At 56.2% G+C, this 22,574-nt stretch carries 13 protein-coding genes; 1 reads left to right on the forward strand and 12 read right to left on the reverse strand.

What is annotated here, in order from left to right:
• Positions 1-51: 51 nt before the first annotated feature.
• The 12 genes from GCU45_RS13575 to GCU45_RS13630 all read right to left on the reverse strand — a co-directional run bounded on the left by GCU45_RS13575 (position 52) and on the right by GCU45_RS13630 (position 20,965).
• The gene (locus GCU45_RS13575; protein ID WP_167527135.1) at positions 52-2,067 is read right to left on the reverse strand and encodes a YIP1 family protein; all 2,016 of its coding nucleotides are present in this window, start codon (positions 2,065-2,067) and stop codon (positions 52-54) included.
• 26 nt (positions 2,068-2,093) lie between these two features.
• Positions 2,094-2,960, reverse strand: coding sequence for a carbohydrate ABC transporter permease (locus GCU45_RS13580; protein ID WP_152399332.1), 867 nt, complete (start codon positions 2,958-2,960; stop codon positions 2,094-2,096).
• Positions 2,961-2,964: 4 nt separating this feature from the next.
• The gene (locus GCU45_RS13585) at positions 2,965-3,936 is read right to left on the reverse strand and encodes a carbohydrate ABC transporter permease (RefSeq protein WP_244364560.1); all 972 of its coding nucleotides are present in this window, start codon (positions 3,934-3,936) and stop codon (positions 2,965-2,967) included.
• The gene (locus GCU45_RS13590; RefSeq protein WP_152399333.1) at positions 3,933-6,887 is read right to left on the reverse strand and encodes an extracellular solute-binding protein; all 2,955 of its coding nucleotides are present in this window, start codon (positions 6,885-6,887) and stop codon (positions 3,933-3,935) included. Before GCU45_RS13590 ends, GCU45_RS13585 begins: the two co-directional genes overlap by 4 nt.
• Positions 6,884-8,002 carry an ABC transporter ATP-binding protein gene (locus GCU45_RS13595; RefSeq protein WP_152399334.1) on the reverse strand — a complete coding sequence of 373 codons (1,119 nt, stop codon included), beginning with the start codon at positions 8,000-8,002 and terminating at the stop codon, positions 6,884-6,886. Before GCU45_RS13595 ends, GCU45_RS13590 begins: the two co-directional genes overlap by 4 nt.
• A gap of 254 nt (positions 8,003-8,256) precedes the next feature.
• Positions 8,257-12,603 carry a glycosyl hydrolase family 28-related protein gene (locus GCU45_RS13600; RefSeq protein WP_280117542.1) on the reverse strand — a complete coding sequence of 1,449 codons (4,347 nt, stop codon included), beginning with the start codon at positions 12,601-12,603 and terminating at the stop codon, positions 8,257-8,259.
• Between the two features lie 211 nt (positions 12,604-12,814).
• Positions 12,815-13,675, reverse strand: a complete 861-nt coding sequence (locus GCU45_RS13605) for an NAD-dependent epimerase/dehydratase family protein (RefSeq protein WP_105445625.1) — start codon at positions 13,673-13,675, stop codon at positions 12,815-12,817.
• 26 nt (positions 13,676-13,701) lie between these two features.
• Entirely contained in the window at positions 13,702-14,913 is a 1,212-nt protein-coding gene (locus tag GCU45_RS13610; protein WP_152399335.1) for an enolase C-terminal domain-like protein, read from the reverse strand.
• 30 nt (positions 14,914-14,943) lie between these two features.
• Entirely contained in the window at positions 14,944-17,700 is a 2,757-nt protein-coding gene (locus GCU45_RS13615) for an alpha-mannosidase (protein ID WP_152399336.1), read from the reverse strand.
• Between the two features lie 65 nt (positions 17,701-17,765).
• The gene (locus GCU45_RS13620; protein ID WP_076172898.1) at positions 17,766-18,584 is read right to left on the reverse strand and encodes a carbohydrate ABC transporter permease; all 819 of its coding nucleotides are present in this window, start codon (positions 18,582-18,584) and stop codon (positions 17,766-17,768) included.
• Positions 18,585-18,597: 13 nt separating this feature from the next.
• Positions 18,598-19,491 (reverse strand): carbohydrate ABC transporter permease, encoded by an 894-nt coding sequence (locus tag GCU45_RS13625; RefSeq protein WP_152399337.1) that lies wholly within the window; start codon positions 19,489-19,491, stop codon positions 18,598-18,600.
• Between the two features lie 88 nt (positions 19,492-19,579).
• Complete coding sequence (locus GCU45_RS13630) at positions 19,580-20,965, reverse strand: ABC transporter substrate-binding protein (protein ID WP_145161243.1); 1,386 nt, start codon at positions 20,963-20,965, stop codon at positions 19,580-19,582.
• 433 nt (positions 20,966-21,398) lie between these two features.
• Between GCU45_RS13630 and GCU45_RS13635 the strand changes: the two genes are divergently transcribed.
• Positions 21,399-22,538 carry a GntR family transcriptional regulator gene (locus tag GCU45_RS13635; RefSeq protein ID WP_152399338.1) on the forward strand — a complete coding sequence of 380 codons (1,140 nt, stop codon included), beginning with the start codon at positions 21,399-21,401 and terminating at the stop codon, positions 22,536-22,538.
• The last annotated feature ends 36 nt before the right edge of the window (positions 22,539-22,574 follow it).

The raw sequence follows: 22,574 nt of genomic DNA on the forward strand, positions 1-22,574 counted from the left end.
AGTGCGATGGCGGCAGGCCATTTTGCTTGGCGGAATCGTCGTTTGGCAGCGTTAATGATAGATGTTCACCTCTTTGTAAAGCTCATAGAAAAAGTCATACAGGTTATAGGACAATCCGAAAATAATGAAGCCGAACATCCAGATCGTCAGAATTGCAAACACCGAGATAGCCGAGTTTTTCAGCGTCTCCAGGAAATCGAAGTTGTGGATCACCTGCGTCATCACGATGAACATGACGAGCAGCCATACGGTCATGATCGTGTTCAATGCATGAATGATGACCGCCTCATCCAGCGATGCGATGTTGGACAGCAGGATCGTCGGGACCGAAAAGAACACATAGGGCGACAGCGCATAGACGCTGCCCTGAATGACTTCCCGGAACCGGCCCTCCCCGTCCTTGATGCTGCAGACCAGGTAGTTGGCGATGATCCAGGTGACCCATGGCAGGGCAAACAGGCCGAGTTCCTTCATCAGATTGACTTCCGAGAGGTCGACAGGATGGAACAAAAACCCGGTGAGATAAACTCTGCACAGCTTGATGCCGATGACCAGGAGCAGCAGGGAAATCGTGATCCAGGCGGGAATCCTCGCCTCCTTGATTTTGTAGAACCCCTCGTAAGGATGAATCAGGACGTAGCCCAAATTACGGATGTACGCCAGCGGTTCCTTCCAGGATACCGGCAGCGGACGCCTGCGCAAGGACCAGCGGATGAGGCGATAGCCGAAGTAAACGGCAAGCATCACTGCGGCCAGTCCGCCCACCAGGGCGACAAAATGGCGCTGAAGCCATTCCATCCGGATCTGCCAAAAGGCCTTCGAATAGCCGTCGGTATCGAAAGCGGCTTTCATGTAGCTCAAGGCTTCGTCATTGCGGTCCTCGTGCAAAAACACTTTGCCCAAGCCTTGAAAGGTCCCGTTGTACATATCATTGCGGGCATAGACCGCCTCCCAATAAGGCTTGCTCTCTTCGTATTTCCCGTCGGCATACAGTGCGAGCGCCTGAAGCGCGCTGCTGCCGAAAGCGGTACGGACGTATTTATGGACCGTATTGGTACCGCTGTCGGATATCCAGATCGCATGATCCGAGTCGATGCCGATCCCGGTCGGATAACCGAGCACGCCGTACTGCTGCGTTTCCTTATCGATGTCGCCGAACTCGAACATGGCCTCACCGCTGCGGTCATAAAGATTGATGCTCATGGAATCGAGGTCGATATTGTACAGGAAGCCTTCCGGATCAACGGCAACGTCGACGATGCCGTGTCCGTTCACCAGCGTCTTGTTTTTAAAAGCGTCCACCCCGCCTGCATTCAGCTTGCGGATCGCTCCCTTCCCTTCCCCGCCGGCGGTGGCCGTGTACACAAATCCGTCCGGATCGATCGCCACATTCGTAATCGGCTTGGGGAGCGCGCCCTTTTCCTTGGACAGCTGCTCCTTGTTCAGCACCAGCTTCTTCAGCCAGTTCAGCATCGACTGATCCGCCTTGTTCGCACCGAAATAGCCCATGAATTCGCCTTTCGGATTCAGCCGGACCAGTCCCTGATACGAGGAATTCAGCTGGATGTACATCACGCCGCGCCGGTCTACGACAAGCTTGACAGGGACAAAATGCTCCGAGCCGAGCAGCGGTGTCTCTGGCTTCTTGTACTCCCTCTGAAACCGTCCACTCCCGTCAAACACGGCAATCCGCTGATTTCCAGAGTCCGCCACGTATACCTCGTTGTCCGGAGTAACGTATACGCCCTCCGGTCCAGAGAGCTGACCTTGGCCTTCGGCGTCGCCGAACGTCCGGAGCAGCGTGCCGTCCGGATTCAGCACCGCAATGCGGTCTTTCTTTTTGTCGGCGATATAGACACGGTCGTCGGCGGCGATATCGAGATCAGCCGGTTCACCGAAATCGGCGGAGATGGCCCCGGCCGGACGGTATATCGGCTGGATGCGGAACCAGGACGCCTGGTTCGAGTCATAGTAGGATGTCATATATGGAGGTTTGGCCATGGCGGTACCCGGCAGGGACGTCAAGACGGCCATAAAGACTAGCAGTAATGGAAACCATTTTTTCATCGTTCCGACTTCCTTTGCTGATGACATTACTTGATACCGGAATGGACCATCGTCTCAAGCACTCTGCGCTGAAAGAGCAGGAAAATGATCAGATTCGGGATGAAAATAAGCAGCCCGGCCGCCGCCGCCATGTTCTGCCCCGCCACGTTGTTCTGCAAACCGCTCAGCAGGCTGTTGACGTAGAAAGCGAGCGTCCGCATCGTCTCCTTTTGCATGAACAGGGTTGAAGTCTCCACGTCTCCCCATACGCCCTGGAACGTCAAAATCGAGATAGTCGCGATCGCCGGGACGGACAGAGGCAGAATCATGCGCACGAAGATGCCGACATGCCCCGCGCCGTCGATCCGGGCCGCCTCCATCAGATCGCTCGGAATTTGCGAGATGAAGCCGACGAGCATAAACACCGCGACGGGCGATGCAAGCGCCGGCAGGATATGCCCGAGATACGTATTGTTCAGCCCGATGCCGTTGATGACGAGATATCTCGGAATGGATACCGTTTCGGGCGCGAACATCAAGGACAGGGTAATCAGCGACATGATGAGCTGTTTGAAATGGAATTGGTATTTGGCCAGAACATAAGCCGCCATCGTACTGACCACCACGACGCTGACCAGTGTCAGCGAAACGACAATTAGGCTGTTGAACAAATACCGTGTGAACGGCACCGTCGCATTGGACGCATGCAGAAAGAGCGTTTCGAAATTGTGCAGGGTCGGATGCCGGACGAAAAACCGCGGCGGAAATAGGAACAGCTCGTTTTGCGGCTTAAACGCATGGTTGAAGATGAAGACGATCGGCAGCGACATGAACAAGGCCAAGGCGGTAAAAAGCGTGATCAGAATGACCTGAAAGGGCGAAGCCGTGCGGAGCCGGCGCAATTTGGGCATCATGGGCTTACAGTTCCTCCTTCGAGTTAAACATCCGGTAGGCAAACCTCATCACGAAGTAACTGAGGAGCAGCAAAATAACTGAAACCGCTGAAGCATAGCCGAGTTCGAACCGGATGAACGCGTAATCGTCGACATGGTTGATGATGAGGTGCCCCGCGTACTGCGGCGTAATCGCCATCCCGGTCAACTGGGTTGAAATGCTGCCGGCCTTCAGGGTCGAAACGATCGTCATGACGGCGCTGAACAGCATTTGCGGTTTCATGGACGGCACGGTAATGTAGAACACTTCCTGCAGCCGGTTCGATATCCCGTCGATCCGTCCAGCTTCATACAGCTCCCGGTTGACCGTCTGCAGACCCGCCAGCATCGCCAGAAATCCTACGCTGAAGCTCATCCAGAGGGATACCAGAATCATGATGTTCAGCAGGTACTTCGGATCCTGCAGCCAAGTTACCGGGGAATCGATCCAGCCCATATTCAGCAGGAAGTTGTTCAAATAGCCGACGCGGTCGCCGCTGAAAGCGGCAATCCAGACGACCGTCAGCGCCACGCCGCCCGCCATCGACGGCGCATAGAACACCAGCGTGTAATAATCGCGCACCTTCATCGGCAGCTGATGAATGAGCCAGGCAAACAGGAAAGACAGCATATACCCGCCCGGTCCGACGATCAGCGCGAATACGAACGTGTTCGGAAGCGCCTTGGTCAGAAAAATAATGTCCTGCGTAAACAGCGCGATAAAGTTGTCAAAGCCGATAAAATGCAGCTTGCTGAATCCGTCGTAGGACGTGAAGCTGAGCGTCGCAGCCATCACGACCGGAATGACGATAAAGACGAGAAAGCAGATGAGAAAAGGAGCCAGGAACGCGTAGCAGAACGCATCCTTCTTCAAATCCAGTACAAACCGTTTCAGCTTGACCGCTACCGGGGATGGCGGCTTCGCGGCGGGCAAAGCGGGCGTAACTTCTGGTTTCACGGCTTAGCCTCCTCCCAGTTAAAAGGTTCGGTAATCTGCGGCACGCGCAAGTTTCCTCCCGCAATGCCGAAATTCCGCTGCCTGCGGTCCATCTCCCGCTGCAGCGACAGGCTGGCCTCTTCCAGCGATTCGCTCGCCGGCACGCCGTCAAATACCGTCTTGTTCCAGGCGAAATCCATTTCACGGGCCAGGAAGTAGTATCCTGGAACATTGGGCAGGTTCGCCGCCCAGCGAGCCTGTTCCCGGATCGCTTTCAGGTCTTCGGACGGCCAGCTCAGCGACTTCATCGCCTCGACATTGGCCGTATTCCAGCGGTACTCGATGCCGTAGTACGACTCCATATCCCCGGCATACCTCGACTGGACATCCGCGGAAGTCCACCATTTCAGAAACTGCCAGGCCGCATCCTTCTTGTCGCTCTTCTTCATGATCATGGCCGTGGACAGTCCTTGCGGCGACCAGCGGGCCACTTGACCGTCCGGCTGCTTGATCCCCGGCAGGGGCGCAACTTTCCAGTGCCCCGTGATCTCAGGCGCAGCCACCTGCAGCTGCACGTACGTGTTGAAGTCGGATATGCCGATCGGGATATCCCCGTCACGGAAATGCTGGAAGAATGCCGGTATGTCGATCGGCAGGTTGAATTTGGTGTACAGCTGCGTCCACTGCTTGAATGCCTTTTGCCCCGATTCGCTGAACAGGCTGGACTTCAGCCCGTCGGGCGTATACGGCGATGCGCCGTTTTCGAGAAAGAGGGTGGCGAAATCCGCCTTCGGAACATTCATCGTCATGCCGTTCTCCTGCAGCGTCGGCAGGATGTCAAACACGTCGTCCCAAGTGTCCGGGGCCTTCAACCCCAGGCTCTCGAAAATATCCGAGCGGTAAAACAGCAGCTGGAAGTTCTGCACCTCCGGCAGGCCGTAAGTGCCGCCGTTGTAAGTCAGGGCCCTCGTTGCGCCCGGTATGAAGCGTTTCATGACATCGGCGAATCCCGGATAGGAGGACAGGTCCTGAACGGCGTCCCGCATCGCATAATCAGCCGGTGTGGCCTCTGCCAGCCCAAGCGCCACGTCGGGCACGTCGCCGGCGGCATTGCCCAGAATCAGCATGTTGGGATTCGGCATAAGATTAATGTTGACCTGAATCCCCGTTTTCGGCGTGAAATCCTGGCTCACCAGCTCCCGCAGCTCATCAACGTAATCGCGGCCGCGGCCGACCCAGATCTCCAGCGCCCCGTCCTTCTTCTCCCCGTCCAGGTCGTAATCCATCGTAAAGGAACGGGCGAAGTCTGCGATGGAATACGGAATCCGGGAGAGCGCCGTTGGCTCTTTGAGGCCGGTTCGGGCATCCGGCGTCCGTACCACGAAATAATCGAGCATCAGCGGCTGCTGGGTCAGCGTGGACATCCAGGTGCCGATGTTGGCCTGGATCGTGGAGAAGTCATTCACCTTGTTCGGAACGTTGTTGACGTCGGCCGTCATCTCTTCCAGCATGCTCACCGCTGAAGCAATCGCTTGCGACAGGTCGGAGCTGCCTTCATTGACGCGGTTAATGTAGTCCCGGATCAGCTTCAGGCGGTCGATCAAGGATTGAAGCGTTTTGCCCGCATTGGGATCGTATTTATTCATGTCCCAGGTACGGCTGGCATCCAGGTTGGCATCCGAGGCGCTTTTGCTGTAATTGCCGGTGATGAGCCGGATATGGCGGTCGAAATCCGAAATTTGCGCCAGGGTATCCTTCAGTGCGATCAGAATCGGCTGCATCGTGCTTGAATCGGCCGTCATTCGCATCGTGTGGGTCCCTTTGTTCAGGTAAAACTGATAGGGCCTGCCTTCCGCATCCGATATCGCCGAGATTTCAAATTCCTTGTGATACGCCAGACCGTAATGAAGCAGCTCCTCGAACGGGACTTTTCCGTCGATTTCGATCGTCCGATACGCTTTGAATCCTGATCTGTAGTTTTGGAAGTTTTTCAGATCGATGACGTACCAGCCGTCGGCCGGAACCTCAAAGCTCCACTCCACCCACTCGCCCGGCTGCTTCCAACGGTTCCCTCCGAGCACGTTATAGGTGATGCGGCCCTTGGGATCCGGTGAAATGTACGGCTCCGACCAGCGGTCCGTCTGAATGGACAGGCTCGACTTGCGCTGGAACTGCTCGGCTTCCGTCTGCTTGAACCAGCTCTCTTGGTCCTTCATGGCGGGCTGCTGCTTGACGTATTCCGCATAGGCCGCGATCGGCTGCTGGGTCCGGAAATAGATGTCCCGGATCGCGACCGCCCCCCTCTCTCCGGTCAACCGGAGCGTGTGCTGCCCGGGCTCAAGCCGGTACAGAAACGGCCGGGAAGAAGCCGAATAATCGCTTGCCGCCTTGTCCGTCCATTCGGGGAGTTCAATCTGCTGGGGACGGACCTGCATCCCGATTTCGTTGACTTCGTATGGATACTTCGCGTCCTTCCACATCCGTTCCAGCTCGATGCGCTCTGATTCCGCGAAGGGGTATTGTCCGTCGATCATGGCCCCGCGGATCACGGAGCTTCCGCTGCCCGGCAGCGCCTTATAGTCCAAATGGAGCTCATACCAGCCAGCCTCGGGGACCGTAAAGGTCCATTCCACCCAGCCGGATTCGTTGCTCCAGCTCAGCATGCTTCGACCGCTCTCGGCCTCCTTGGCCAGGTCCGCATCGGTGGATGCCGCCTTGTAATTGACCGGATCGAGCCGAATGGACCTCTCTTCCGCAGCGGCATATTCACCTTCCGGCCCCTTCATGAGCTGGGCGTAAGGGAGCTCGCCTTCCTTGCTTGCCAGATCAAGCAGGTCGGCGGCGGTGACGCTGGTGGAGTAAATCACAGGCTCATCGGCTGAGAGCCAGCGGACAAGTCCGAACAGAAGTGCGGCAATGATCAGCAGTCTCAGGGAAATGCGCGCGAAGCGGGGCAAGGTGCGTTTCTTCATGCCTCACCTCTCCCCACCAATTCCTCCGTACTCTCATCGAAAAAGTGGATTTTGTGCATCTGCAAGCCTACAGAGACCACGTCCCCGGCGGCGTACGTCTGTTCAGGATCGGTACGGGCGATCAATGGATAGGAGCCGATTTGCACGTAAACATAGGAATCCGCGCCGGTGGCTTCCGTCATTTGCACAAGCCCGGTGATGAAGCCGGCTTCCTCCGTGCTGCCGCGCTTCAGGATGACGTGTTCCGGCCGCACGCCTAAGATGACGCTGCGAACGGTTTTCGGGGCCCGCTCAAAATTTCTGCCAGTGGCCTCAGGCAGGAGCAGCCTCATCCGTTTGTTGGAAAAATAGTAGTCTCCGTCGCTTTTCTCGATGGTACCGTTCAAAAAGTTCATCTGAGGCGAACCGATGAATCCGGCGACAAACACATTGGCCGGTTCGTCGTACAATGCGCGCGGGGCGGCTACCTGCTGAATGACCCCGTCCTTCATCACCACGATGCGGGTGCCCATCGTCATCGCCTCGACCTGGTCGTGGGTGACATACACCGTCGTCCGTTTCAGGTCGCTCTGCAGCTTGATCAGCTCGGCCCGGGTCTGCGCGCGCAGCTTGGCATCGAGATTGGACAGCGGTTCGTCCATCAGAAACACCTGAGGCTCACGGGCGATCGCCCTGCCGAGCGCGACCCGCTGCTTCTGGCCGCCGGACAGCTGACTCGGCTTGCGGTCCAGCAGATGGGCGATTTCCAGGATGGACGCCACCCGCTTCACGCGCACATCGATTTCATGCTTCGCCGTCTTGCGGAGCTTTAGGCCAAGGGCGATATTTTCATAAACGGACAGATTGGGATACAGGGCATAATTCTGAAAAACCATCGCGATATCGCGGTCCTTCGGGGAGACATAATTGATGAATCTGCCGTCCAAATACAGCTCGCCGCTGCTGATCTCCTCAAGCCCCGCAAGCATGCGCAGCGTCGTCGATTTGCCGCAGCCGGAAGGTCCGACCAGAACAAGAAATTCCCCTTCTTCAATGGACAAATGGAAGTCGTTCACGGCGGGGCGGGATTCGCCCTTGTACCGTTTGAATACATGATTAAATGTGATGCTTCCCACCGTTCTCACCTCACGCTATCTAACTGCCGTTTCTACTTCAATGGTAGCGCATTCATAACAGGGCCAAAATGAGGCGGAATTAATGTTTGCAGTCCATTTTTAACGTGTCCTGCGTTTAGAGTGCGGCTGGCCCCGAAATTGCTGGATGCGGGAATCGCCACGATCACCCCAGACGCAAAAAAGCCTATGCACGATCGCTCGAAAGCGATGCTGTGCACAGGCATACAAGTGCCAGTTTGTCCTAAGGCAGCAGATTATACAAGCGGTACACCAGAACCGGAATTCCCTCCTCCATTCGATCCCGGTCCTCCCGGATGTCCCTCTCCGCCCGGAACTGTCCCAAGCTTCGAACCAATGGCAGCGAGCCGGGCCTGCAAGGATTTCTTCAGTCCGCTATCCGGCAGGAGAAGCACGAAATTGGCAGCAGCATCGACGGTGCTGACCTCTTTCTTTTGCATGGCCAACTTCACGCTGGCTTGGGCGGATTTCTCCAGCAGCTTCACATAGTCGTTCTGGAGGAGGTACAAATTGCCGAATAATCCGGCATCCTTGCTCGCGCCGATACCTCCGTTAAACTCCATGAATCCGGAACGGCCGTCCCCGTCATTTTCGTTGACGAGCAGCGCAAGCCCTATCGGTTTATCGGGATGGAAGTTGTACCCGGCGCCGTGAAGCGCCTGAAACGGAAGGGTCAGCTCATAATGCGTCACCTTGGCCGCTTCGTCGCGGGTAACGACCGCCTGAACGGATTCCAGCGGACCCGGTGTGACCCCATCCGGAGCACGCCATCTCCATTTCTGCACGCTGCCGTCCTCGTTCAGCGCAAACCCGAGCTCATTCACCTGGCGGCTGGCCGCGCCATCTTCCTTCGCCAGGTCGATACCGACCTGCAGGCTGTCGCCCTGCCATATATCGCCGTTGGTAAACGTCTGGCTGTGGACATTGTCCTTGACATCTACGTTAACGTACAAGTGGGCTTCATCCCAGGTGACCTTGGAGGTGAGCCCGAGATCATCGGCGCCCCCCCAGCTTCCGCCAACGCTGTAGTAATGCTCCGGACCAGACACTTCAATGGTTGGCGTGTGGTCCGCTGCCCCGCTCCGCGATGCGAAGGACTGGGACAGCTTGACTGAAGTTTCATAACGTTCCCCGTTATCCAGCGCAACCCTGAACTTCAGGGAATCGGCTGATAAGTAAGGGATGGCCACACTGCGGGTTTCCCCCTGCTTCAGCTCCTCAAAACGGATCGACTTCAGCGCCTCCTGGTACATGCCGGGACTGACCCATTCGATTTGTCCCTTCAGCGTTCCAGCTCCGGCCGCATTGGTTATCGACAGCACCGTTCCTGTATTTTCCGGGTGTGAAGGATCGAAGGGTGCCTTCTCTAACTTCAGCGTCACAGGATAGAGATTGCTTCCCGACACTTTGCCCGGCGCATCGTTCTGAATTAGAAGTCCCCCGCTGGCCAGGTTGTTGGATACGACCATCTTGTCGATGCTCGGCCCGGCATACACATGGGTCGTTTGGGACTGCTGGAAATAGGAATCGTACAGTCCGATGTTACCGCCGACGGCGTTAATGCCGATGTCGCCGACTTTGGTGAAGTTGGCCTGCTGAATCCGCACGGTGCCCCCGAAGATATCGAAGGAACGGTTTGTATCGCCCCACATCGAAGAATTGAAAAACACCGCTTTGGAGCCGAAGTCTTTGCCGACCTCAACGTAGACTTTGTCGGTCGTGCTGATCGAGACCAGCTCCGTGTTGATGAACTGGAGTCCCGCCTTGTCCGCGCCTTCCAGCACGGCTCCTTTTTTGCTTCCGTCCGTGCCGTGGCCGATCACGACGGCTTCAGGGCCCTGCCCGTCCTGTCCTTCGAAATGGATGCCGAACTTCGAACCGAAGACGAATGTGTTAAAAATGGTCTCCTGTTTCACGTTGCCGATGCGGAAAGCATCCAGATGGTCCTTCTGGTAACTCCAGACCATGTCGGAGTCCGCGCCGGTGGATGGATGGTTCGGGTAATTGCTGCGCCCGTAATAATGCGGATTGAACTGGACGTTCCGCAAGTATCCGCCCTGCGCACCTCCGCCCAGGTAAATCCCTTCCTTCAGCGGGGAACCTGCCACGTAATCGATGTAATGCCCGCTCGTATCGTATGTTCCAAAATCGACGGCCTGGTATGGATTGACCAGCGTCGTATCAATAAGGTAAACGTCCTTCCCTTGGCCTTGAACGGTCCATGGGTAAGGCTTGACCGGATTCGCTTCGGTCCAGGTTTGATGGTCGTAATATACGGATATCCCGCGGAGGCCCGCCAACGCTTTTAACTGGATCAACGCCGGGGCGTCCGCTTCATTTTCCCCGTAGTTCGTAAAAATGACCGTGCCGCCGCCAATCGTATGATGCGGAACATCAAAGTTGCCGCGCAATTCTACGCCTGTCGGTACAACCAGCGGCTGCTCGACCCGGTAAATCCCGGCCGGCATATACACCGTGCCGCCGCCAGCGTCACCGGCATCGCTTAGAGCCTGCTGGATCGCCTGGGAGGCATCCTCATTCCCGGTCGGATCAGCGGAGTACGGAGCATTCACCACATTAAACAATCTGCTCGTCGCCGGCTTGGGACGTGCGGCGATATCCACGGAGGGCACCTCAGGAAGGCGGTCCAGGACATACTTGTCGTCTTGGCGGATATTCAGGTCCGTCGACTGGCTGTGATTGGTTACGGACAGCTTGCCGTCATATCCCGAGTTGATGGAATTTACCGTTCCGACATTCCCTTCAAGCAGGAGATGGCGATCGGATTTGGCGAAGCTGGAAGCCCCCAGTATCAGCGATCCGCCTCGTGCGATGATCGCATAGTCTTCGCTGCCGTCCCCCCAGTTTTCGAATGAGCTGTTTTCGAAGGATAAGGTGCCGCTGCCCTCGTTCAGAACCGCCTGATCGGGGTGCCCGCCAACCGTAACGCCGTTAAACTGAACAATGGAATTGAAGCCCTGCGTCGCGTAAATGGCAATCGGATGCTGCCCGGCGCCAGCTTCGAACCGGCTGTCCGAAATCAGCAGGCCGTAATTGTTGACACCCTCGATCTTGAGCGCAACATGGCAATCCTCGACCTGGATCTTGTACAGCTGCGCATTGGCTGATTCAAGACTGCCGGTTCTTGTCGTCATCCGCATGCCCGTCTCATATCCGGAAATATGGATGTCCGACATGTATTCCCAATCGGAGCGGCCCATCACGATGCCCTCGGCGTGGCCCGTCATGTAATCATGCAGTTCGCCGCGTTCGGGTGATCCCGCGAGGCCCGATCCAGACCAGAGATCCGGGGACAAATGAATCCCCTCCAGCCGTCCGATATCCGTCGTGTAATCGAGGAAAATGCCTGTCTTCAGCGTGGTACCATAGAGATTTTTGACGTAATGCAGCTCGTTCCAGTCCGGTCCGATCTTGATCCCCTGGTAAGCATTGACCAGCGTGACATTCTTGACGGTCGCACTGTCGCCGGGTAGCTGTTCGATCGTCCACGGATATGGAGACGGATCGGATGCGTTTTGTTCCGGATACCAGATGGACAGGTTCGTCACGCCGCTGGAAGGCTGCAGCTTGATGAAGCTCGTGCCTGTCTCCTGTCCCTTACCGGCATAGACAGCAAGAACGGTGCCCAGAACCTTGCCGCCCTGCGCTTCCGGATTCGCCCAATCGCCGCGGAGCGTGACCCCTGTCGGGACGACAAGCTCGCTTGTCAGCCTGTACGTGCCTGAAGGCACGAACACGACGCCCCCACCTTGGCTTCCCGCATCGGCCAGCGCTTCCTGGAAGGCGCGGGTGTCATCCGTGCTCCCATCCCCTTTGGCGCCATAATCCGTCACACTGCGGTCGGCAATGACGATATCGTCCGTCGGGTATACCGTGTCATAGACCTTGGTTTCGTGGCTCCCCGACGATTCACGGGGCTGCTTCGTCATGGTCACTTTCGCCAAATACAGCTCGGGATTCAGTGCCTTCGCTCCGGCGCCGGTGACGCCGATCCGGAAATCCGCACCGTTTGTGCGGTTCTCAAAGCGCGCGTCGCTCAGCTTGAAGGTATGCGTCTTCCAGGTCCCCGAATTTTCGTACGAAAACAGCGGGGCGTCCTTAAAAGCGGACTGCTTGGAATCATACTGAAGCACCATATCCCCATTGCCCTGGTCATAATATTCGGCCGTTACCAAAACGTCCTGGTCGCTAAGATCTCCCGCAAAGTCGTCATCCACATTGAAATAAAAGTAGAGGATGTTCTGTGCCGGATCATTCGGATTTACCGCTTGATTGGTCTTCCAGTACGTTTTACCGTCCATTTCGCCCACCTGCAGGCCTTCCTCCGGACCGTCCCCCGGACGGGCGGTTACGCCTTGTCCTTCCGGCGTTTCCCCGAGCGTAATGTATACGGAATCGGTGACCGTTACCGGGGCGTATGGCGGAAGCTGGCTGCCGCCATCTGCATCCTCGCCATCGGCGGCGGCTCTAAGTGGAGCCGGGGCCATCCAGAATAAGGAGACGACCATCACGATGACGGTCATTTGCGCGATAAAGCGCCTAAAGCTCAATCGATTGTTCACGATTATTCCTCCCATGCTTGATTTGCTTATCAAGCTGCACGAAAGCAACGCTGCTTCGCTGCGGGATCATGATTGTATTCGCTTTCAATTTTGCAGCAAAAAAACCATCGGCAATACACCCGAGCTTGTCCCGTATCCAATTTAGCTTGCGGCACCTCCCCCTTTCAGCAGGCGGCTTGCTTCATCTATGAAACCTGAAGGAAAACCGACCTTAACGGCCGGCGTTCCTCCAGGAATGAGCAGGCTCCCAGTTCAGGACCGACTTCGCCCGGGCGTTGGACACGAGCGCCGTCAACTTACCTGGGTCCTTGCCTGGAAAAGGCACCTGCGGATAATACTTGGCTGCCAGCTCGCTGACGCTTGCATCGCTCAGCAAGTCGCTGGATGTGATGTTCAGACGGCATGCCTCTGCCTGGCCTTGCACGGGTGCTTCCAGCGCAAGCCGGCAGGCTGAAGCGGCGTCGCGCGCGTCGACATAGCTCCATAGAATGCGGTGATGTCTGGCGGTATCGCTGAAGGCCGCGATCTCCCGATCGTATTCATTCGGCGCCAGAATCAAAGAGAAGCGGAGAGCATAGATCTCCATGCCGGTACGGCGGGCAAACATGTCGCCCGTCTGTTCGTTCACCTGCTTGGACAGACCGTAGCTTTCCTGCGGCAGCAGCACATGCTCCTCGTCAACGGGGAGCGTATGCGGCGGAAAGGGATGCTTCGCCCAGCAGAATCCATAGGCCGATTCGCTCGATCCGAATACGACGCGCTGGATGCCTAGCTTCGAAGAAGCCTCCAGGATGTTGTATGTCGCCATGACATTGTTGGCGAAGATCCGCTCCGGCGAAAAGTTGATAGGATTCGGCACGGCAGCCAGGTGAACCACCGCATCCGACTCCGCCAAGATACCGTACACCTCGCCAAGCTGGGTCAAGTCCCCCTGGACATAACGGGCATAACGGTTTCTCCCGCTTGCCGGGCGGGCATCCGTTCCGATGACCCGGTATCCTGCATGGTTAAGCTCTTGAACGACGTAGTGGCCCAGTTTTCCTTCCGAGCCGGTCACGACGATTTGCTTCATGATCTTTTCCTCCTTCCGGCCGGACCTTACGGACGAATCAGCGTTCCATCCGGCTTGCGGTCCAGCTTGTATGGGTGATGGTATGCTGCCAGGGAACCTTGATCCTTTACCAGGGCTGCCGTCTTATGCTCGTCGATATCGATGCCAAGCCCCGGCTTATCGTTCAGCTTCAAATGCCCATGTTCCAAAACTGCGTGGCCCGGGAAGGCCTCTTTCTCTTCACTGCGGAAATGGTTGATCTCCTGTACGCCGAAGCTCATGGTAGCCATGTCCAGATGCGCGGCCGCGATTTGGTTGACCGGGTCGTTCTCCCCGCCTTCCTGCCACGCAGTGCGGACGCCGAAAGCTTCGCAGACGGCGGCAATTTTGCGGCATGGGGTAATGCCGCCGGCCTTGGAGACGCGCATCCGGACAAAGTCGATCAAGCGCTCCTGCACCAGCGGGAGCCACTCCTGCGGGTGAACAAACAATTCACCGACGGCCTGCGGCGTGGTGCTCGTTTCTTTGACCCGCCGGTACCATCCCGTATGCTCCGATTGCAGCAAGTCCTCCACGAAGAACAGGCGGTACGGATCCAGCGCTCTCGATAAGCTGACGGCGCCGGAAGGCGTCAGATGCTCGTGAACGTCATGCGTAAAGCCCAGGTTCATGCCGAACCTTACACGCAGCTTCTCGAACATGTCCGGGATCGCCGTGATGTAGCTGGCTTCATCGAATACACTGGCAGGAGGGAATTTCGATACGCCCTGCGGTGGGACGAATCCGCCTCCGCCGTAGCCCCCAAGCTGGCAGCGGATCACGCCGAAGCCCTGCTCCTGAAAGGCATGCACCTCTTCCTCCAGCTGCTCGTAGGTGGCACCGTTAGCATGCGCATAACAAGGAACGGCCGAACGGACCGCGCCGCCCAGAAGCTGGTACACGGGCATCCCCGCTTCCTTCCCCTTGATGTCCCACAGCGCCATGTCGATACCGCCCATGGCGGTATGGAGCGTAGAGCCGTTGCGCCAATAACCGCTCGTATACATCGTCTGCCACAGATCCTCGATCTGGCCGGCATCCCGTCCGATAAGCACCGGTGCCAGCAGTTCCTCAATGACACTGACCACGGCTCCCGGCTGGTAAATATCGCTGGCCGAGCCGATGCCGTGCAATCCGTCCTGGTCCGTCATGACTTTGACGATGACCCAGCTTCCATCATGTCTCGTTCGAATGCAGCGTACTGCCGTTATTTTGGCCATACCGCTTTCCCCTCCCCAAAATGGACTATATTATCGCAGAGCCGGACGAATGCCGACCGTCTGAATTTTTGCCGGTCCCAGCTCTGCCGTATACCCGCTTTGCTCGTTTCTTCCCATCTCTTCCCCGCGCTGTTCAATGATGGTGCTCTCATAGACGCCGTTCACCTGGAATGAAGGTGCGAATGACAGAGCCGTCGAGGCTGCCGATGAAACGTTAAATACCCGGAACATCAGATCCTCGTTCTCCTCGCCCAGCTTGAGTGCGCTGAAGGCAAGGCGGTCGCCCTCCCATTCGAGGAACGTATGATTCGCCGGCAGCTTGCCGCCGTGGACTCCCGTCTGATGAACCGTCCATGGAACCGGGAATTGATAAGCCTCGATAAATGCGCCCGATTCAATCACATCGGCATCATGGGAAATCAGCTCCATTTCCAGGACATGCGTTCCCAGGCACTGCGCTTCGGGCGTCGAGAATACGCCCCAATCCCCAAGCTCTCTGACGCCGCGCACAAGCGTGACCGCCATCGTGTTATGCGCCGGAAGCACTTCGTATTCGTTCAGTCCCTGATTCGCGACGGTAAGGCCCGCTTGGCCGTCGCTCAAGCTGATGAACGCATTCTGATGCTGGGCGTTGCTCGGATTGCTCCACGCGGCTTCAGGCTGAATCGGGCGCCGCGCCACTTCATAAATGGAGTCCGCCATCACATGAGCCGCTGCCAGTCCGGTCTTGAACAGCATCCGGATGCGGTGGTCCTTCACCGTGTTGTCGATCATGCTGCGGATGCCGACGGAGCGGCTGTCCTTGGCCAGGGTGAGCTCCGTGACGATCTTCACCCCGGCCGTCTCGCTAACGCGGCGGGATTTGCGGTACCGGAAAGGGACCATGGAGCGAATCTCTTCGTCCAGCAGCACATCCGCTCCAAGCGGCAGTTTCCAGACGCGCTCGATCCGGTATACGGCGGCCAGCGGCGTATGCTTCACCAGCCGGATATCCGCCGAAAGGCCCTCCGTCGTCAGCGGCACCTCTCCATCCGGCTGCCGGTACATGTATTCGTTCCCGATGTCGCCCGTGTCCTCGTAAATGCCGAGCCCCTCATACTCCCGGCCATTCACTTTATCCAACAGCGTAAAGGAGCCGTCTTCCGCGATCTCCACCCGAAGATAACGGTTCTCCATCGCGTTGCCGCCTGCGTTCACGCCGCCTGCAGCAGGTGAAACGGACTCGGCTTTGGCCAGGGAATCCTTGCGGACAAGGGCGTAGGCCCGATAACCGATCCCTGGAACGTCCTTGACGTAGAGCTCCACATCCACCTGAAAAGCCCAATAAGGTTGACGGAACCGGTCATCCGGGAGGCCATAGCCGAATACCGGGCCGAGTGGCTCGATGTTAGCCTCAACGGGCTTGCCTCCTTCGTCCGTTACGATCCATTCCTCCGGATCAAAAGCCTGGTACTCTTCTTTGAACGCTTCGTATTTCTCGTGCGGAGCCTGATGATCGAAATAGCGGCGCTCTATGTCCACCGTCGTGCGAACCGCGCCGGAACGGGAATGGCCGGACGTGTTAAAGACGACGAAAGGCCGCGCCGATTCCGGGTCAAAGCCGGAGGTATCCACGGCAGCAGCTACCGCCGCGGCGCTGTCCGCAGCGATCGACTCCGCCACCTGCTGCGACTTGGCGAAGCGCGTCATCATCTCGCGGTGCACCTCGTCAACGCTGCAGCCGCAAATACTGTCATGCGGATGGTTTTGCAGCAGCGTCTTCCATGCATACAGCAGTTCGTGCCGCGGATAGGCCGTACCGGTCAAATGGGCCATGACGGCGAGCGGCTCGGCCACCTTTTCCAGCAAGGTCTGGCTCCGCACGTTTTGCTGTTTGATGTACACCCGGGCCGACGCGGTATTGACGAGCGTGATCCACCCGTCCGTCCACTGGCTTCGGAGCTCGCCGCGCACGACATCGAGGGCATCCGGGTTCGCCTGACGAAGCGCTTCAATATACTCGGGGAAGCTGGAATGGCGGAACTCCACGTCCGGCAGCATCTCGCCGGCGGTGCGCAGCGCCCTGGACAGATCCTTCTGCAGCGGCTGGTGGTCGCAGCCGTTCATGAAGAGCAGCTCCGGTCCCGAAGCGAATGCTTCGGCGGCTGCCAGCTTTTCCGCCCAATACGCCTTTGCGGCTTCGGGGTCCGTCGGAATCTCCATCCCGTTGTTGTACCAGTTGGCGAACAGGATCGCCAACACCCGGGACCCGTCGGGAGATTCCCAGTACATCTCGGAGTATTTTGACGTATGTTCGTTACCGGACTGGACCTCGTTGTTGAAGCCCACCGGCTTGACGCCGCGTCCGTATACGGCGACATCGATGCCCGCCTGGCGAATAAGCTGGGGAGCCTGCCCCATATTGCCGAAGGAGTCGGGAAAATAACCGATTTTCGCGTATCCCCCCATCTTTTTCGAAAGGAGGATCCCGATCAGCAGGTTGCGCGCATTCGCTTCGCTGCTGACCAGAAATTCATCCTGAAGAATGTACCAGGGGCCGACGATCAGCTTTCCCTGTTCGACCAGCGAACGCACTTGCTCCGCCCGGTGCGGCATCATCTGCAAATAATCCTCCAGGACGATATATTGGCCGTCCAAATGAAAGCTGGCAAACCCCGGGTCCCGCTCGAAGGCCTCGATCAAATCCTCCATCAGGCGGACCAGCTTCAGCCGGTGTTTTTCGTATGGCAAATACCACTCTCTATCCCAATGCGAATGCGCAATAATATGCGCTGTTTTTATGGTCATCTCTTTCATCCCATTCTTGTATGTTTTCTAGTGCGCTATCGATGGTACGGCATGAATGATGCGTTTTACATTTTGACCGAACCGACGGTCATGCCTTTAACGTACATCTTTTGCATAAACGGAAACGCGATCAGGATCGGTATGACGGTGATCAGCGCTCCGGCCATCAGCTCGTTCCATTTTTTAAATGAGGAGGAATCCAGGTACATCAGCCCCATCGGCAGCGTGAACATCTCCTGCTTGTCGACGATAATCATCGGCCACAGAATGTTGTTCCAGCTTCCGATAAAGTTCAGGATGGCGATCGTTCCGATCGCGGGCAGAGCCAGCGGCAGATAGACCCGCCAGTAGATCTTGAAGTTGCCGCAGCCGTCCAGAACGGCGCACTCGTACAGCTCATGCGATATGGTCCGGAAATAGCTCGTAAACAGGAAAATGGCAAACGGCGCGGCCCCGTTAATCATCGGCAGGATCATGCCGACGTACGTGTTCTGCAGGCCGAGATTCGTCATGTTGATATACAGCGGAATGAGCGTCGTCACGCCAGGAACGAGCAGCAGCGCGATGAACGTGTAATACACGAATTTTTTGCCTCTAAATCTGAACTTGGCGAACGAATACGCCATCATCGTATAAATCAGAACGACTCCAATAATGACGATGATGCTGACGACCACACTGTTGACGAAAAAGCGGTAAAAGTTCAGCTTGTTCCACACTTCTGCAAACGTGGACCACTCAGGCGCCCCTTTGGGGAGGGGTGACTGCGGATTGGCCAGTGCATCCTGGGATGTTTTCAAAGAGGTGCCGATCATCCACAAGAAAGGATACACGCAGGTCAGCCCGTATAAAACCAGAATGATGTGTTTGATAGTCTTGACCATCTCGGGTCCTCCTCTAAATGTCGACTTTGAACGACCGGATACTGAACATGGCAATGGCTCCGGTAATCAGGAAGGATATCCATCCGATCGCACTGGCCAGTCCGTAATCGTTATTCAGGAACGCCGTCCGGTACACGAGCGTCCCGATAACCTCCGAGCTGCCCGAGGGTCCGCCGCCAGTCATGATGAACACGTTCTCGAACGCCTGGAACGCGCCGTTGACCATCTGGATGACCGCGATCAGCGTAATCGGCTTCAGAAGCGGCCATGTGATTTTGGTGATCATCGTCAGCTTGCTGGCTCCGTCAACGTTCGCAGCCTCATACAAGGTAGGATCGATCGAGGTTAATCCGGCATAATACAGAATCAGCGTGCCCGGAAGGCCGCCCCATATCGAGGTAATAATAATGCCGATCAGCGACGTGGACGAGCTCCCCAGCATTCCCCCGGGTACGGTCAGAAAGTCGAGTCCGATCGCATGAAACAGGGAGTTAAAAGCGCCGGTAGGCTCAAACAGTCCTTTCCATACATAAAAAATCGCCACGCCCGATGCGATCATCGGCAGGAAGTACACCGTGCGGTACAGCGACGCCATCTTCGTATTCTGCAGGACGAACGCCAGCACGATCGCGATGGGGATGACGATAACGACCTGGGCTGCACCGATCAGGACGTTATGCAGCAGTGAGTTGTAAAAGTTCTGAGTGACGATCGGGTCATCCCCGAGCAGAAACTGCTTGAAGTTAGCAAGGCCTTCAAAGCGGGCCGTCGAAAAGTCGATCCCCGACCAGTTGTAAAAACTGAGCAGAATCGAGAAGCCGACCGAATAGACGCCAACGGCGAGAAACAGGAGAACACCCGGCAGCAAAAACAGATACGGTACCCATTTATTTCTAGTTGTTATCATCTTCCATCACCTTTGGATTTGGATTAAGCAAGCGGCGGAAAGGCGCTTGTCCCTGCCGCCGTTTGCATCATATAGCCAGAGCCGGTTATCAGTTGCCGCTGGCCTGCAGGCTCTTCATCGTATCGTCGAATTTTTTCGCAGCCTGCTCGGCCGTCATTTTCTTTTCGATCATGGATTGGATGGACTGGGCATACACTTCCCACTCCTTGTTCTTGCCCCGGTAAGCGTTGATAGCCGGCTGCGCTTCCGAATATGGTCCGGGCTCGGTGGCGAACGAGTCAACGATCGCCTTCAGGTTCGGATCGAGATCTTTGGCACGGTCGCCCAAATTCAGAGCCGGAACCGTATAGGCCGCATTCGCGAACGCAACGGCCGCATCCGGATCCGTGGTCATATACTTGATAAAATCAAGCGCGGCATCCTTGTTCTTCGAATCTTTGTTTACGGACAGCATCGTCAGCGTAAACGGATCTGTCGTCCAGGAAGTGATTTTCGAGCCGTCAATCGGCGGTACAGGGAACGTGACGATATCCTCCGGTTTCATGCCCATCGCGAGCAGCGTGGACATCGTGAACGAACCGCCAAGGTCAAATGCGGCTTTCCCCGCGGCGAACGCCTGGTCCGCGCCGTCGATATCCGTCGACAAAATGCCCGGCATCAGCAAGTCTTTGTCAGCGAGCGTCTGTACCGCCTGAACAACCGGCAGATGCTCCGGATCGCTCATTTTCGCTTTTCGTTCCAGCAGGTCAATATACGATTGAGGCCCGCCATACATGATCGCCAGCGCGGATCCGGCCCAGTTCTCCCACAGGTCGGACGTTTTGGCGCCAAAGACAAGTCCCGGTGTTCCCGTCTTGCTCTTGATCGTTTCCATCATCGTGACGAACTCTTCCCACGTTTTCGGAGCTTCGGCGGTAAGCCCCGCCTTCTCGATCAGCTGCTTGTTGCCGTAAAAGGTAAAGAATCCGCCGATATCGAGCGGTAGTCCGTAGAACTGCCCCGCCTTCAGCGACTTTTGTACCGTCGTGGCGTTTTTGTCCTTCTGCCAGGAATCGACTTGGCTCTGGGTCACCTTGATCGGATCCATGGCCGTACCATAATACTTGCTCAGCACATCGTCGCCGACTTCGCCCGACAGCTCAAGCACGGAGCCTTCGATGGAGTCGCCCGCTGTCGCCCACCAGTTGACGACGTCGGGGAGATTTTTCGAGTTGGCCGCCGCCTGAAACTTTTGTCTGTAAGTATCGTCAGGCGTAAAGGTCTCGACATCTACTTTCACTCCGGTCTTCTCCTCGTACAGCTTGGCTGCCGCTTCGATTCCCGGCGTGTAAGCGACCTTCCAGGTCCACATGGTCAAATGCTTGCTGCCTTCCGCGCTGCTGCCGCCCTCCTGCTTCTGTCCGCCTGAGCAAGCGCTTACAAACAAGCAGAGAACGGACAGCATCGTTACCATCAAGGTTGCTTTTCTTTTCATGGGATAACCACCTTTTCGCTTAATCGGTTAATATGGGTTTTTATTCCTGAAGGATCCTGCGGATTGCAATCCCTTTCAATATGGCGGATTTGGATACCACCCCCTTGTTAAAATATGACAAGTACCACCCTTGCCCCGTATCGCTTCCAGCCTTCTTTCCACGATGCCTTCACGATGTTCGACTCAACTTATGATAACAATATAAACATCTTATTTTTTAATGTAAATGTTTATTTTTTTATTACAACTTACTTAGAGATAAGATCAATATCACGAATAACCATTGAAACAACTCGTATTTTTCACTAGATTATTTAGGGAAAGGAACTATAAAAACATACCATTCGATATAATAACTTGTATTTTACACTTGTTCGGGTTGGATAATTGTAATATATTTTAAACAGACCTATTCTCGAATGGAGCGCCAAACATGACGAAAAAGTTTACTCCCATGTATAAAAAAATCGAAAATTATATCCTGGAGCAGATCCGCAGCGGGAACTGGAAGCCGATGAACCGGATCCCCTCGGAGAATGAGCTCTCGGATCAATTCGGAGTAAGCCGGATTACGGTCAAGAATGCGCTGTCCGACCTCGTGGACAGAGGCATCGTATACCGCATGCAGGGAAAAGGAACCTTCGTGTCGGAACAAAGAACGGAAGCTCTGTTTCCCCCGCTGTCGACCGAAGCGGCACTGCCGGCGAGCAAGACCGTCGGCTTTTTGCTGCCCCGCTTGGACAACCGTTTTACCGCCCATTTGCTCAGCGGTATTGAGGATTCCTTAGCGGAGCAAGGCTATCATCTGCTCTTTTCCAAAACGAATGACTCCCAGGAGTATGAAATCCAGAAAATACGCGAGATGAAGCAGGCCGGCGTCGCCGGACTGATCATTTATCCCGTAGAAGGCGAAAATTACAATAACGAAATTCTGTCGCTCACACTGAACCGATTTCCGCTGGTGCTGTTAGACCGGCTGCTGAAAGGAGTGGAGACCAACTCGGTCAGCTCCAACAACTACGAAGCAGGCCAACAGGCCGTACAGCACTTGTATGATCTGGGGCATCGGCATATCGGATTTATCTCCACCAAATCGGAAGGAACCTCGAGTATTGAAGATCGGCTTGCCGGATACGAGCAGGCACTGGAAGACCGCCACATTCTCATCGACCGCAGCCTGCAGATGACCCGTTTGGGGATGGACAATAGCGACGAAGAGGTCATCGAGATGATCCAGCAGTTTTTGCAGGCCAACCGGCATATGACCGCAGCCCTTTCTTCGAATTTCAGCCCGCATGTCATCCAGGCAGCCTTGGCTATGGGACTGCGGGTACCCGAGGATCTCTCCGTGGTCTTCTTTGACGACGTCGTATACCCCGATTTCAGCATCGTTCCCCCGACGGCTGTGGTGCAGCAGGAACGGGAATTGGGCCGGGAGGCCGGAAAGCTCATTATCGAGCAGATCGAAAACGACTCACCCGGATACAGGCAGATCAAGCTGCCAACCCGCCTTATTCCGCGCCGTTCGACGTCGGTGCATGCCGGCGCTACCGTTTCCCAAAGAGGCCTGTGACGACGCATATAAAAAGCAAAAAACCGACGTTTTCAC

It is taken from the genome of Paenibacillus cellulositrophicus (genome assembly GCF_009363095.1).
Taxonomy (GTDB): domain Bacteria; phylum Bacillota; class Bacilli; order Paenibacillales; family Paenibacillaceae; genus Paenibacillus_AQ; species Paenibacillus_AQ favisporus.

Coding starts and splice junctions, on each gene's coding strand:
- GCU45_RS13615 (WP_152399336.1), bottom strand. CDS start 17,700: ATGACCATAAAAACAGCGCATATTATTGCGCATTCGCATTGGGATAGA.
- GCU45_RS13625 (WP_152399337.1), bottom strand. CDS start 19,491: ATGATAACAACTAGAAATAAATGGGTACCGTATCTGTTTTTGCTGCCG.
- GCU45_RS13610 (WP_152399335.1), bottom strand. CDS start 14,913: ATGGCCAAAATAACGGCAGTACGCTGCATTCGAACGAGACATGATGGA.
- GCU45_RS13620 (WP_076172898.1), bottom strand. CDS start 18,584: ATGGTCAAGACTATCAAACACATCATTCTGGTTTTATACGGGCTGACC.
- GCU45_RS13605 (WP_105445625.1), bottom strand. CDS start 13,675: ATGAAGCAAATCGTCGTGACCGGCTCGGAAGGAAAACTGGGCCACTAC.
- GCU45_RS13590 (WP_152399333.1), bottom strand. CDS start 6,887: ATGAAGAAACGCACCTTGCCCCGCTTCGCGCGCATTTCCCTGAGACTG.
- GCU45_RS13630 (WP_145161243.1), bottom strand. CDS start 20,965: ATGAAAAGAAAAGCAACCTTGATGGTAACGATGCTGTCCGTTCTCTGC.
- GCU45_RS13575 (WP_167527135.1), bottom strand. CDS start 2,067: ATGAAAAAATGGTTTCCATTACTGCTAGTCTTTATGGCCGTCTTGACG.
- GCU45_RS13635 (WP_152399338.1), top strand. CDS start 21,399: ATGACGAAAAAGTTTACTCCCATGTATAAAAAAATCGAAAATTATATC.
- GCU45_RS13580 (WP_152399332.1), bottom strand. CDS start 2,960: ATGATGCCCAAATTGCGCCGGCTCCGCACGGCTTCGCCCTTTCAGGTC.